This is a genomic window from Mesorhizobium sp. LCM 4576, assembly GCF_001854815.1.
GTDB lineage: Bacteria > Pseudomonadota > Alphaproteobacteria > Rhizobiales > Rhizobiaceae > Mesorhizobium > Mesorhizobium plurifarium.
Window position 1 is genome coordinate 603,390 of the sequence record NZ_MDDT01000057.1, and the last position, 12,913, is coordinate 616,302.

Annotated in this window: 13 protein-coding genes and 1 pseudogene; 11 read left to right on the forward strand and 3 right to left on the reverse strand. The window is 64.3% G+C overall.

Annotated features, from left to right (window positions below):
* Positions 1–80 precede the first annotated feature (80 nt).
* The 9 genes and pseudogenes from LCM4576_RS28565 (at position 81) to LCM4576_RS28595 (ending at position 6,911) form a co-directional block, all read left to right on the forward strand.
* The gene (locus tag LCM4576_RS28565; protein ID WP_071035752.1) at positions 81–1,070 is read left to right on the forward strand and encodes a 3-oxoacyl-[acyl-carrier-protein] synthase III C-terminal domain-containing protein; all 990 of its coding nucleotides are present in this window, start codon (positions 81–83) and stop codon (positions 1,068–1,070) included.
* 3 nt (positions 1,071–1,073) lie between these two features.
* On the forward strand, positions 1,074–2,057 hold the full coding sequence (locus LCM4576_RS28570) for an NAD(P)-dependent oxidoreductase (RefSeq protein ID WP_071035753.1): 984 nt from the start codon (positions 1,074–1,076) through the stop codon (positions 2,055–2,057).
* Complete coding sequence (locus LCM4576_RS28575; RefSeq protein ID WP_071035754.1) at positions 2,054–2,878, forward strand: MBL fold metallo-hydrolase; 825 nt, start codon at positions 2,054–2,056, stop codon at positions 2,876–2,878. Before LCM4576_RS28570 ends, LCM4576_RS28575 begins: the two co-directional genes overlap by 4 nt.
* Entirely contained in the window at positions 2,875–3,117 is a 243-nt protein-coding gene (locus tag LCM4576_RS36940; protein ID WP_198540327.1) for a hypothetical protein, read from the forward strand. Before LCM4576_RS28575 ends, LCM4576_RS36940 begins: the two co-directional genes overlap by 4 nt.
* Positions 3,118–3,204: 87 nt before the next feature.
* On the forward strand, positions 3,205–4,131 hold the full coding sequence (locus tag LCM4576_RS28580) for a CoF synthetase (RefSeq protein WP_198540328.1): 927 nt from the start codon (positions 3,205–3,207) through the stop codon (positions 4,129–4,131).
* Positions 4,128–5,273 carry a GNAT family N-acetyltransferase gene (locus LCM4576_RS28585; protein ID WP_071035755.1) on the forward strand — a complete coding sequence of 382 codons (1,146 nt, stop codon included), beginning with the start codon at positions 4,128–4,130 and terminating at the stop codon, positions 5,271–5,273. Before LCM4576_RS28580 ends, LCM4576_RS28585 begins: the two co-directional genes overlap by 4 nt.
* Positions 5,270–6,265, forward strand: coding sequence for a Rieske 2Fe-2S domain-containing protein (locus LCM4576_RS28590; protein WP_071035756.1), 996 nt, complete (start codon positions 5,270–5,272; stop codon positions 6,263–6,265). Before LCM4576_RS28585 ends, LCM4576_RS28590 begins: the two co-directional genes overlap by 4 nt.
* Before the next feature lie 52 nt (positions 6,266–6,317).
* Positions 6,318–6,604: pseudogene (locus LCM4576_RS35345) on the forward strand (type II toxin-antitoxin system RelE/ParE family toxin).
* A 1-nt stretch (position 6,605) separates the two neighbouring features.
* Positions 6,606–6,911, forward strand: a complete 306-nt coding sequence (locus LCM4576_RS28595) for an addiction module antidote protein (RefSeq protein WP_040984676.1) — start codon at positions 6,606–6,608, stop codon at positions 6,909–6,911.
* Between the two features lie 5 nt (positions 6,912–6,916).
* Here LCM4576_RS28595 and LCM4576_RS28600 read toward each other — a convergent pair whose 3' ends face one another.
* The 3 genes from LCM4576_RS28600 to LCM4576_RS28610 form a co-directional block, all read right to left on the reverse strand.
* Positions 6,917–8,074 carry an ATP-grasp domain-containing protein gene (locus LCM4576_RS28600; protein ID WP_071035757.1) on the reverse strand — a complete coding sequence of 386 codons (1,158 nt, stop codon included), beginning with the start codon at positions 8,072–8,074 and terminating at the stop codon, positions 6,917–6,919.
* A gap of 91 nt (positions 8,075–8,165) precedes the next feature.
* The gene (locus LCM4576_RS28605) at positions 8,166–8,666 is read right to left on the reverse strand and encodes a DUF995 domain-containing protein (protein ID WP_071035758.1); all 501 of its coding nucleotides are present in this window, start codon (positions 8,664–8,666) and stop codon (positions 8,166–8,168) included.
* Positions 8,667–8,794: 128 nt separating this feature from the next.
* On the reverse strand, positions 8,795–9,706 hold the full coding sequence (locus tag LCM4576_RS28610; protein WP_071035759.1) for a glycoside hydrolase family 26 protein: 912 nt from the start codon (positions 9,704–9,706) through the stop codon (positions 8,795–8,797).
* 601 nt (positions 9,707–10,307) lie between these two features.
* Here LCM4576_RS28610 and LCM4576_RS28615 point away from each other — a divergent pair.
* Both LCM4576_RS28615 and LCM4576_RS28620 read left to right on the forward strand, forming a co-directional pair.
* On the forward strand, positions 10,308–12,140 hold the full coding sequence (locus tag LCM4576_RS28615; RefSeq protein WP_071035760.1) for a glycosyltransferase family 2 protein: 1,833 nt from the start codon (positions 10,308–10,310) through the stop codon (positions 12,138–12,140).
* Positions 12,141–12,406: 266 nt separating this feature from the next.
* Positions 12,407–12,811: a hypothetical protein gene (locus tag LCM4576_RS28620; protein ID WP_071035761.1), complete on the forward strand. Its 405-nt coding sequence runs from the start codon at positions 12,407–12,409 to the stop codon at positions 12,809–12,811.
* The last annotated feature ends 102 nt before the right edge of the window (positions 12,812–12,913 follow it).

The following is a 12,913-nucleotide window of genomic DNA, read 5'->3' on the forward strand; positions in this document are numbered from 1 at the left end:
CGCTCCTCGCACGGCCTTGGCCGCCGTGGCCGATCCGCTCTATAGGTAAGTTGACGCAAGCTCATGCGGCGAGGGGGAGAATGCGGGTCAGGATCGTCGGAACCGGCAGGGCGGTACCGGCTGAGCGGATTACCACGCGCGCGCTGGAAGAGCGGCTCGGCCTTGGYCAGGGCACGCTGGAAAACGCCACTGGCGTCGTCGAGCGCTATGTCTGCAATGCCGAATCGCAAATCGATCTCGCCTGCGCCGCTGCCGCCCTTGCGCTTGAGGACGCCGGCCTCGAGCCCGGCGCCGTCGACCTGATCGTCGGCGGCTGCGGCGTGCCTTACCAGCCTCTGCCGGCGACCGCGCCATTGGTCATGCAGCGCCTTGGGCTAGCTGACGGTTCCGCCGCGGCCTTCGACGTCAACAGCACCTGTCTCGGCTTCCTCACCGCTTTCGAGACCGCCGGCCGCATGATCGAAGCCGGGCAATGCGAGACGGCGCTGGTGTTCTCGTCCGAAGTCGCCTCGCGCGCGCTGCCCTGGCACGACGCGCCGGAGATCGCCGCCCTCTTTGGCGACGGCGCGGCAGTGGCCGTGTTGCGCAAGGCCAGGCCAGGCGAGGGCAAGGTCGCGGCGAGCCTGATGCGCACCTATCCGTCGGGCTGGGAGGCCTGCGGTATCGGTTCGGGCGGCACGCGCTTCGACTTCCGCAAGGACCAGGAAGCGTTCGCCGCGCACAGCCTGTTTCACATGGACGGCAAGGAATTGTTCCGGCTCACCTCTCGCCATTTCAACGGCTTCGTCACCGCTCTGCTGGAGCGCGCCGGCTGGTCGCATGACGACGTCGATCTCGTGGTTCCGCACCAGGCGAGCCCTTTCGCGCTCGCCCACATGGCGCGCCAGACCGGCTTTGCGCCGCAAAAGCTGGTCGACATCTCCGCCAGCTTCGGTAACCAGATCGCCGCCTCCATGCCCTTCGCGCTGGATGTCGCGCGCCGCCAGGGCCGCGTCGCGCCAGGCATGAAGCTGCTCTTCCTGGGCACGTCGGCCGGCGTCTCCTTCGGCGGCATGGCACTGGAGGTCTGAGCGATGGCCGTCCTCGTCACCGGCGCCAGCGGCTTCCTCGGCGCCCATGTGCTCGAGCGGCTGGCGGAATCCGGCACGCTGGCGCTCGGGCTCGGCCGCGATGAGGAACGCTGCGCCGCGCTCGAAACCTTGGGCCATCGCATCATCCGCCACGACCTTGCGGAGCCGATCGATCAAGCGCTCGACCCCAGGCTTGGCCGGGTCGAGCGGATCATCCATTGCGCGGCGCTCTCGTCGCCCTTCGGCCGGCTCGCGGATTTCGAGGCGGCCAATGTCACGGCAACGCGCAACCTTGTCGATTTCGCCAGCCGGCAGCGTGTCAGCCGTTTCGTCTACATCTCCAGCCCATCCGTCTGCTTCGCCTTCCGCGACCAGCTTGGCCTGACCGAGGACGCGGCCTTGCCGGAGCCGGTCAATCACTATGCCCGCACCAAGCGCTTGGCCGAAAAGATCGTGCTCGGCCAGCCCGTTATCCATCCGGTGGTGCTGCGGCCGCGCGGCATCTACGGCAAGGGCGATCGGGCGCTGCTGCCGCGCCTGATCAAGGCGGCGAAAAGCCGGCCGCTGYCGCTGTTTCGCGACGGCCGGGCGGCCATCGACCTCACTTATGTCGACGATGTCGTCGACGCGGTCATGGCGGCGCTCGCGGCGCCGGAGGAGGTGGAATATCAGGTCTTCAACGTCTCCGGTGGCGAGGTGCTGCCGGTCCGCCGCATCGCGGACGCGGCCTGCAGCCGCGCCGGCCTCAAGGCGCGCTGGCGGCCGACGCCGCTCATGCCGGCGATGCTGACGGCGGGCCTGATGGAAGCGGTGGCGCTGCGTCTGCCCGGTCGGCCCGAGCCGCCGGTCACCCGCTATGCGCTGGGCCTCTTCGCCTATGCGCAAAACCTAGATCTTTCCAAGGCGAGACGGATGCTCGGCTGGGCACCGAAAGTCTCGTTCGAACGAGGGCTTGACCGCACGTTTGCCGACGGGTCCGGGCCATGAAGCTTGTCTTCGCCAACAGCGCCTGGGTGAGCGCCGCCGAGCGGCTGATCCTGCGCGGCGGCACCTGGCAAAGCGTCAGGCTGCGTGTCCGCTACGGGCTGTTCTTCCACCCCGCCGCCGGTCCGGTGCTGGTCGATACCGGTTACACGCCGGACGCGCTGAGCGGCGACCGGCGCGGCCGGATGCTGCGGCTCTACGGCGCGCTGCTGAAGCCGCAACTCAACGCTGCCGAACAGGTCCTGCCGGTGCTCGAGCGTTTCGGCCTATCGCCCGATGACATCCGCACAATCATCGTCACGCATTTCCACGCCGACCACATTTCGGGCCTGTCGCTGTTCCGCAACGCGCGCTTCATCGCCAGCGATGCCGCCTGGGCACGGCTCAAGGCGCGCGGCTCCAGGCAGAATCTGCGCCATGGCATCTTCACCGAGCTCTTCCCGCCGGATTTCGGGGCGCGGCTGGAAGGCATCTCCGCGAAGCCTCGCATTGCACCGCAGGGCGACATCCCGGGCGGCGCCGATCTCTTCGGCGACGGCAACGTGATCGCGGTCGATCTTCCMGGCCATGCCGATGGCCAGTTCGGCCTGCTGTTCAATGGCTTCGCCCGGCCGCTGCTTTACGCCGTCGATGTDCAATGGCTGCTCACTGCCTTGACGGAAACCCGCACACCGGGTTTCCCCGCGACCCTCATCGCCGAGGATGCGACGGCGATCGAGCCGACCAGCGCCATGCTGCGCCGCTTCCTCGGCTCGGGCGGCGAGGTGATGCTCTGCCATGATCCCACGCCGACATCCTACGATCTCGCGCCGGAGGTGGCATGAACGGGCTGGCGGAAGCGGCAGGCTCCTTCGCCTTGACACGCTGGGTCTCGCGCAAGAGCCGCGCAGACTTCGAACGCTGGCAGGCGGCCGCCATGCGGCGCTTTCTCGACCGCGACCTGCCGCGCGCGCCCTTCTACGGCAATGCGCCGACGCGTCTCACCGATCTGCCGGTGACGGATAAGGCGCTGCTGATGGGGTGCTTCGACGAATTCAACGTCCATAGCCTCACCGCCGCGTAAGCCTGGGAGGCTCTGGCGCGTGGCGGCCGCGCCGGCGCGCTTACCGTCGGCGCCAGCACCGGCACCTCCGGTAATCGCGGCCTGTTCGTGATCTCCGAGGCAGAAAAGTATCGCTGGTTGGGCGCGATCCTCGCCAAGGCGGCGCCCGATCTTGTCTGGCGCGGCATGCGGGTCGCCGTCATCCTGCCGCAGAACGCCGGGCTTTACGACAGCGCCCGCAAATCGCGGCTGATCAAGCTCGCCTTCTTCGACCTGACCTTGGGGCCGGAAAGCTGGCGCGGCGCGCTCGAAGCCTTCGACCCGACAGTCATCATCGCGCCGCCAAAAATGCTTCGGCATTTCGCGGCCGAGAACGTCCGGCTCCGGCCGAGGCGTGTCTTTTCCGCGGCGGAAACGCTGGATCCGGTCGACCGTCCGGTTATCGAGGATTTCTTCCGGCTGCCGCTCGATCAGATCTACATGGCGACCGAGGGCCTGTTCGCGGTGACCTGCCGGCAGGGCGGGCTGCATCTTGCGGAGGACTCCGTCTTCTTCGAATTCGAGCCGGCGGGCGAGGGGTTGGTGACGCCGCTGGTGACGGCCTTTCGCCGCCAAATCCAGATCATGGCACGCTACAGGATGAACGACCTGTTGCGCTTGTCCAAAGAACCTTGCCGCTGCGGTTCGCCGCTGCGCTGCGTCGATGAGATCGTCGGCCGCATGGACGATGTCTTCCGGCTCACTTCGCCGGATGGCCCGATCCTCGTCACGCCGGATGTGCTGCGCAATGCCGTGCTCAAGGCCGACCGCCGCATCGACGATTTTCGCCTCATCCAGACCGGGCCTGACACGGTCGAGCTTCGGCTTCCACCGACGCTCGCGGATGATGCGGCAGTCGCCGCTCACCAGGCAGTCCGCGCGCTTCTGGAAACGCGAAAGGCGGTCGCCACACTCTCGCTCATCCGCGCGCCGCTGCCGCTGGAAACAAGCCGCAAGCTGCGCCGCGTCGAATGCCGCCTGGAGCGGGCGCGATGAGCGGCGCGGCGGCGATGGACAGGCCCACGCAGCAGGTCGACCGGGTCGAGAACAAGCCGGCAAAGGTCGAGGCTTTTGTAAGGCTTTTCAACGAGTTGCCGGTGCGCGATCTCATCGCCAATCTCAAGACGAAGATCGAGACGTTCGACGTCGCCGGTCGGGTTTTTCCGCTGACGCTGAATGACGCCGATGATGCGCCCAACTGCTATATCTGCTGCCCGACCAGCGCCTATATCGACTACGCGATGGACGAGACGCGCAACTTCGCCGCTCACCCGCTGCTCCGGCGCGCGCTCAACGCCCTGATCGGCGCCTGTGCGCCGCTGGTCAGGGCAAGCGGTCTCGACCATCAGGCGCAGGTCAACAACTGGCTCTATTCGACCAACCCGATGCCGCTGCTCGACCGGCCGACCGTCGCGGCGCTGCGCGCGAACCTGATCGAGCGTTTCCCGGATCGCACCATCGTCATCCGCTCGTTGAACGATATCGCCGATCCGGCGACCATTGCCGCCTTGAAGGCCGAGGGATTCCGCATGCTGGCGGCGCGGCAGATCTACATTTTCGCCGACCGCAGCGCGGCGCCCGCGATGACGCGCGACATGAAGCGCGACCGCGCCCGCCTGCGCGCGACACCTTTTGAAAGGGTCGGCAATGGCGATTTCACCGAGGCTGACTATGTCCGTGCCGAGCAACTCTACACCATGCTCTATCTCGATAAATACACGCCGCTCAATCCGCACTACACGGCCCGCTACATCGCCGAGATGCACCGGTGCGGCATCATCAGCCTTGCGGGTTTGCGCCGGCCGGGCGGCGAGCTGGTCGCCGTCACCGGCCTGTTCGAAAACGGCGTCACGCTGACCCAGCCGATCGTCGGCTATGATACAAGCCTGCCGGTCGGCGAGGGGCTTTATCGCATGATGATGGCGATGGCGCAGGATCACGCCACGGCGCGCGGCTTGTTCTTCAACATGAGCGCGGGCGCCGCCGGTTTCAAACGCCGGCGCGGCGCGGTCGCCGCGATCGAATTCAACGCCGTCTTTGCCGGGCATCTTCCGCGCCGTCGTCGCGTGGCGATCCGCGTCATGGAGACGGTGCTGGCGCTGGTCGGCATTCCGCTGCTCAGGAGGTTCGAGTTGTGAGCGAGCGTCGCGGTGAAGCCTATTGGCAGGCAGTTGCCCTGTCAGCCGACATCGGCAGGCGGCCGAAGCGCATCCTGTTTGATGGTGCGCCTGTGGTGCTTTTCCGCGCGGCGCAAGGCGTCGCCGCTCTTTTCGACCGCTGCCCGCACCGACTGGTCGAGCTGTCGACCGGCAAGATCGTCGGCGGCGAGATCGAATGCCCCTATCACGGCTGGCGCTATGACGGCGAAGGCCGCTGCACCGCGATCMCCGGCCATGTCGGCGCCATGCCGCATTACCGGGTGCGGCGCTATGCCGCGATCGAGCGCGAYGGCGTCGTCTTCGTCTCGTCCGGCACGCCGCAGGGCGAGCCTTACCTGCACTGCATGCAGGGCAAGAACATTATCGTGCGGCGGGTGCGCTCGTCGACCCAATCGACGGTGATCGATGCCGCCGAAAACATCCTCGATGCTACCCACACCCATTTCACCCATAAGGGCCTGCTGCGCGGYTTGACCTCGAAACRCCATCTGGTGYKGGTCGAAGTGACGGGGGGCGAGGGCTGGGTCGAGGCGAGCTATACCGGCGAGGAGCGCCAGCAGGGCCTGATCAGCCGGCTCCTGGAAGGCGAGCGCGCGAGGACCATCGGCCGCTTTCGCCATCCGGGCATCGCCGAACTCGAATATTGGGGCAAGGACGGGCTGGTCTTGGYCACCACCTTCCATCTGCGCCAAGCTGACGATCGCACCGTCGAAGGCGTCGGCTGGCTGATCGGCCGGCGCCAGGGCCTGCTTGGCGAGCTGAAGGCGCTTGCCTTCAAGCCATTGTTCAATGTCGCTCTTGAGCAAGACCGCCGGGTGCTGAAATCGGCAAGCGACAACGCCCGTTTCGCCCCGCAGGCCTTGCCGGTGATCGGGCCGTTGGATTTCCTGCGCCGCGACATCGCCGCGATCATGGAGGGAAGGGTGCCGCCGGCGGCGAGCGAGCCGCGGGTGCATGAAATCGAATTGTGAACTGAAGTTCACACATCTTGACCTGAGCGTCTGTGTGAATTATAGTTCACGCATGATCGAGGTCCGGCAGACTGACGAATTCAGGAAGTGGCTGCGGGACCTTAAAGATATCCGAGCCGCGAGGAAGATTGCTCAACGGATCATTCGTGTTGAAGCGGGCTTGCGGGGGACGCGAAGTTCTTCGAAGGCATAGGCGAGCTTCGGATCGACTATGGACCGAGCTACCGTGTCTATTTCATCAGGCGCGGTAACACGGTCATCATCCTGCTTTGYGGAGGCGACAAATCCTCTCAAGACAGGGACATCAGAAAGGCCAAGCAGATGGCAAGCGAGGTTTGACATGGCTCTTAAAATCACACCATTCGATGCCGCTGAATATTTCGACGATGCAGAGTCTCAGGCCGAGCTCCTTGCCGACGCGTTCGAGACCGGTGACGCAACCTATATTGCACACGCACTCGGCGTCATCGCGCGAGCTCGCGGCATGACCGCCGTGGCTAAGAACGCCGGTGTCACCCGCGAGGCGCTTTACAAAGCGCTGAGCGATAAGGGCGACCCACGCCTCAGCACACTGCTGGGTGTCACCAAGGCACTTGGTCTGCAACTTGACGTGAAGCCTATCGGCCCTGGCTCGCTCGGGGCATGAGCATATCAGCCCGGCCCGTTCCACTCGATATCCCGCGTCGACGCTGCCTGCAGGCTGATCCGCTCACGCCAAGCCATCCCGGCGATCTCCGCCAGCGCCGGCCATTGCGCCCTTACCGGGGCTGAATCGCCCGGCCAATCGAGCAGTTCCTCGCCCTCGCGCATCGCTTGGCGAAAGYGGGCGAACCCGCCCGAACGCAACGTCGCCGGCAGCCCATAGATCCACATCGCGAGCCGCACCGTTTGCGGCGCGATGACGTCCGGCCTGATTTCCTGGCCGTCGCCGAGCAGGGCATCCGCGAAGCGCGCCGGATCGCGGAAGAAATGCAGGCCGCTCACCGCGCGCGGGTTGCATTCGAGCGGCAGCACGCGGCCATCCGGCTCGCGCATCAGGTCGAAGGAGATCTGCCCGGTCCACGCGGTGCCGGCGACGATGCGCTCGACCAGATCGCGCGCCGCATCGTCCTCGGCCCGCTCGAAGAAGATGCCGGCGCCCTTGCCTGCACGATAAGGGGAGCGGTAGAGCGCCAGCGCCTTGAGCCTGCCTTCGCGCGCCACCGCATAGGCGCTGATCTCCTCGCCCTCGACAAAACGCTGCGCCACCCAAGGCATGGCGGGCGAAGGTGTGATCGCATCGAGGAAATCCGGCGTCGGACGCAGCAGAACATGGCTCGCGAAGCGCGACCAGACCGGCTTGAACACCAGGTCGCGCGAGCGGGCACGCACCGCCTCCAGATCGTCGCGGGAATTCAGAAGCGTGGTCTCCGGCACCGGCAGGCCAAGCCGTTCAGCCAGCCGGATGAAGCTGTGCTTGTCGTGGACCTCCGCCAGCAACCCGATATCGGGTGCGAACAAAAGCGCCGGCATGGTCCTGTTGCGCCAGGCAAGCGCAAGGTGAAAGACTTCCTCGCAGGTCGGGATGACGAGGCTGATGCCCTCGACCCGGATCAGCGCCTCCACCGCCTCGCGGTAGGCCTGCGGCTCGAAGCGCGGCGGCGGCAGCCGATGATAGCGCGCGCAGGCCCTGCTTGCCGCCGCGATCGGCCGCGCCGGCGTGTCGGCCAGGATCACCCTATGTCCGGCACCATGGAGAAGGCGCGCCAGATGCAGCGCCACCGGAGCGCGCGCCCCCGTGATCAGGATGGTTCCGTCAGCCCCCGGCATTCGGTCACGCGGTCGTTTCAGCCGCGATGACCGTTGCGCGAAATCGCCGTGCTTGGCAATCGCGCTACTGCACGTCGAGATGCGTCCGCGACTACAGCTTTGCCTTGAAGCGTTTCACCTTCCTGCTGGCGTAGTCGCCATTGCGCAGGTCCGATTTGCCGTGGCGATTCCGGAACTCATACCAGGTACCGCTCGGAGATTCGCGCTGGTAGATCACCTTGCCAGCCTGGCGATGCTCGAAGCAGCTCAAGGATGTCTTGGCGCCCCACGAGCCGTGCCAGGTTGCCCGGAAACACAGTTTGCCGTGGCCAGGCATGAACCAGAGACCCTCGCCATAGCTCTTGCCCCCCTTGGTGGACCACGCTGTAAACTGCCGCTTCTGCACCGCAAAATACGCAGCGCCGTGGTTGCCCCAGCGCCATGAGCGGTTCTTGTAGAGCTGATAGACGCCTTCATCGGAAACGACGTCGGCCTTCGCCGCCTTGGCGTCGATCCTGTTCGCTGCTTTGGCCGTTGCGGCACCCTGCGGGCCGACAACAAAAACGGAGCAGACAAGCGCCACTCCGAGAAACTTCCCCACTGCACYTTTCACGATTTTACTCCGCCCACTGATTTACGCATACGCTTTACCACCCGCCAAGCCAGCCCGGCGGCAATCACACTTTAACACTTTTAGCCGGAGCCCGTCCCGGTCCGGCCGGGACGAACGTGGTCGCGCCGTTACGGCAGGACGTGCTGGGTTACCCGCCAGTCGGGCAGCCCATAGCCGCCCAGCCACGGCCAGACTTCCTTCTGGTTGAAGTAGACGACCGAGGTCAGGGCCGGAAACTCGGCATAGGACTTGCGCGAGTCCTCTGCCCATTTCGACACGTAGTCCTGCTTTCCGACATAGCCCAACTCGGCAACGATGACCGGCTTGTTKAATTTCGCGACACGCTCATAGCCTGGCTTCAGCGTCTCTTCGAAGGTCCGGTYGCGGCCGACTTCGTCATTGTCCTTCTTCTGCAAGCCGAACACCGAGAGGCCGATCACATCGACATAGTTGTCTCCGGGATAGTATTTCTCCAGGCCTTCGACGCCCTTGGGCGACCACATGTATTTTGCCGCCGGCGCGGCCTTGCGGCACACGTCCACCTCGCGCTTGTAGGCGGCGATCCAGTCCTTCGGCGCCCAGTTGGCCCAGGTGAAGCGGCCGTTCTTGTCTTCCATCTCTTGCGCCCAGCGGATGGTGACCGGGCTCTTCATTTGCCCGACAAGGCTGCAGATCGCCTGCATGTTGGCGTCGTATTTGCCGCTCAATATGCCGTCGCGCAGTTCGGGCGGCGTGATGCGCCAGTCCTTCGACCATGTCCAAGGCTCGATGGTGATCAGCAGCGAACGGCCGCGTTGCTGCGCATAGGCGTCCGCGAGCGGCAGCGTCGACAGGTCGACGTCTTCCCAAGGCAGGAACAGTTCCTCGATGGTGGCCGACTTGTCGTTGCTGAAATCGCCGTAAGGATCGTAGGAGCCGAACGCCGACGCGGCCGAGCTCGTCTTGATCGGATCCGTTCCCGTCTGCGAACCCGCCGACGCTGGCAAGGCCACGCCGATGATAAGCGCCGACACAAGCGCGGTTGCTGTGGAGAGTTTCATACCCGCCTCCCATGGGCTTCAGTGTCCCGCCGGACCTTGAAGCTTGCCACGACGTGCCGACCGGCACGCAAACCCAAATATCGGCCGCTGAGGTGAAGATGCGGGTTTTCTGAGCGACTGGGACTGGCGCGCTTCACGCTCTGCCGTCCACTATTGTTGTCTCTGTCGGCCTTATACATAGGCCTTGAGACGGGGTCGCCGCGATACTCACAAATTCGCGTCAACGTTACGATATTAACCCTTTCTCATATAAGAGCCTATGCTCGACGAGAGTCAAGCGCAATTAACCGTTACTTAACCTTATCGCCACCGGCATGGTTAACCGGAAGGATGAGTCGCGCCGGCTCCGAACAGTGAAGCGCCTAAGACAAGCCGGCGTTGCGGCCGCGCCCCGGAAGATGAAGGGCTCGGAGGCCGTGGCTTGGTTAACCAGTTCCCAACAAGCTTGGTTAACGAAAGCCTAATTTTGTTGACTCTGCATTAGCCAAAGCTGATTCTGTAGCGGGATGAGTGCGTTCGWCCGGCTTAGCCGGGCGGGCAGGGCGTGGGTAGTATGGGCGTATCTGGGGATGCCGGCGTCGGCGGCGGCAAAACGACGTCAATGGGCCAGGTTGGCGAGGTTTCGACCGGCCACGGCCCCAAGGGTCCTTATCTCGTGCCCGTGCTCACGCCGCGCCAGCAATCGACTTTGYGGTTGGGCCTCGCTTTCTGGTTCGTCACGCTGGCTTTCTTCTGGTCATGGTGGCTGCGGCCCGARCATATCGGCCATGTCGGGCCCTTTGCCTTAGCCACCATCGTGCTGGCCTGGCTGACCTTGATGCCGATGTACTTCCTGCTCAACGTCCATGCCTCGAGGAAGTCGTCCAAGCTGCATACGATACCGAAGCGGTCGCGCGTCGCCATGGTGGTCACCAAGGCGCCGTCGGAGCCTTTCGCCGTGGTGCAGCGCACGTTGGAAGCGATGCTGGCGCAGGACTATCCGCACGACACCTGGCTTGCCGACGAGGATCCGACCGAGGCGACGGTTCGCTGGTGCGACGCGCATGGCGTGCTGATTTCAACCAGGCGCGGCCGCGAGGACTATCACCGCAAGACCTGGCCGCGCCGGACCCGCTGCAAGGAAGGCAACCTGGCTTTTTTCTATGATCAGTACGGCTATGAACGCTATGACTTCGTCGCTCAGATGGATGCCGACCATGTGCCGTCGCCGACCTATCTGAGGGAAATCCTCTATCCCTTCGCCGACCCCGGCGTCGGATATGTCTCGGCGCCCAGCATCTGCGACAACAATGCCGACCAGAGCTGGGCCGCCCGTGGCCGCCTGTTCCCGGAGGGCATGTTCCACGGCCCCTTGCAGTCCGGGCACACAGGTGGGGGCGCGCCGCTCTGCATCGGTTCGCATTACGCCGTCAGGAYGCGGGCGCTGCGCGAGGCCGGTGGCCTTGGTCCGGAACTGGCCGAGGATCATTCGACCTCGATGCTGATCAACGCTGCCGGCTGGCGCGGCGTRCACGCCATCGACGCCATCGCCAACGGAGATGGCCCGCAGACCTTTGCCGATCTCGTCACCCAGGAATTCCAGTGGTCGCGCAGCCTGGTGACGATCCTGCTCGAATACACGCCGAAATACTTCGCCAGGCTGACGCCGCGGCTGAAGTTCCAGTTCCTGTTCTGCCAGCTCTGGTATCCGCTGTTCGCGGTCTTTGCGCTGATGATGTATGCGATGCCGATCTATGCGCTGTTCACGGGACGCAACTTTGCCAACGTCATGTATGCCGAGTTTGTCTTCTACTATCTGCCGAATTCGGTGGCGCTGGTCGGGCTGGTGATCATGCTCAAGGCCTTCGGCCTGTCGCGGCCGCTGACGGCGAAGACGCTGAGCTGGGAAGGCACGCTGTTCCTCTTCTTCGCGCGCTGGCCCTGGGTGCTGTGGGGAACGCTGTCGGCGCTTCGCGACTATGTGACAAAATCCTTCGTCGACTTTCGGGTCACGCCGAAGGGTAGCGGCCCTAAGCATCTTCTGCCGGCGCGCGCCTTCGCGCCTTATGTCGTGCTGGCGATTGGCGCGGCTCTGCCGGTACTGCTGGTCAAGCATCCGTTCGACGCCACAGGCTTCTACTGGTTCGCCACCTTCAACGCTTTCCTTTATGGYCTTCTTGTCGTGGTCATCATTGCCAGGCATGTCCGCGAGAACAGGATTTCACTGCGCGCCAACGCCGCGAAATTCGCCCTGCATGCTTCTCTCGCGCTGGTCGCGCTAGGCGTCCCGATCGCGGGTTTCTACGATCGCGGGCTCGAGGGTATCTACGGGCTGCAGCAGGGGGCCGGCGGTTTTCGCATCGTCCGGATCGCCTATGTGATTTCCGGCGCCGGCATGGGCGACATCGGCTCGCGCAAATTCTATTTCGACCCCGGCTGGGAAGTGCCGCGCTGAGCTGAGCGCGTGTGAGAGGCCGTTTGCTCGCATGGTGAGGCCGCTGCCTCATCACGGCGCTCCCGAAAGAAGATCAAATTTTAATAGTAATCGATCGAGTCGCGAAAGATCGCGCTCATCATCTCGTTTGCACGAATTTTAATAAGTCCCCTCTAATATTAAGCCACGATATGAATGGCGACGAGCCGTTCACGCGGCGCGGAAGCCAAGGAAAGAGAAAATATATCCGCGCAAAAACAAGGCGTATTTCGTGGCAGGGGACGACAATGAACGATTTCATGAATGAAGCAGCGGCTGTCGGTAAGAGATATGCTTGCGCCATTGCCGCCATTGCACTGGCCTCGGTCGTGTCTGGCTGCCAGAGCATGGACACGACGAAGACCAGCTCGATCGGCACCATGCCGGYAGCCCACACCACTACAAAGAAGGTGCAATACGTCAAGAAGCATCGGCTGCATCGCGTTCACCGAAAGCCGCTGACGCAAATGTCCAGTGTGACGCGCGTCAGGGGAGAGGCCTATGCCGTCTTCGTACGGTCGCAGCCTGTTCGCGTGCCGCGGCCCGTCAGGATTTCCTACAGCGTGGGCGGCGTCGGTCCGCTGCTTGGCCACTCGCCGTGGATTTGYGGCCCGAGTGGTTTCGGTCAGCGCTCGGCTTGCAGGGCGCGCTAGCTAGAGCATGTCTCCCGAAAGTGGTAACCGGTTTCGGGACAAAGACATGCGCAAAATCAAAAGCCTAAAGCGCATGGAGCGAATCTGAAAGATCGCGACGCG

What these genes read in the sequence shown, in the direction of transcription:
- LCM4576_RS28595 (WP_040984676.1), top strand. Translation starts at nt 6,606, where the DNA reads ATGGCTCTTAAAATCACACCATTCGATGCCGCTGAATATTTCGACGAT.
- LCM4576_RS36940 (WP_198540327.1), top strand. Translation starts at nt 2,875, where the DNA reads ATGAACGGGCTGGCGGAAGCGGCAGGCTCCTTCGCCTTGACACGCTGG.
- LCM4576_RS28585 (WP_071035755.1), top strand. Translation starts at nt 4,128, where the DNA reads ATGAGCGGCGCGGCGGCGATGGACAGGCCCACGCAGCAGGTCGACCGG.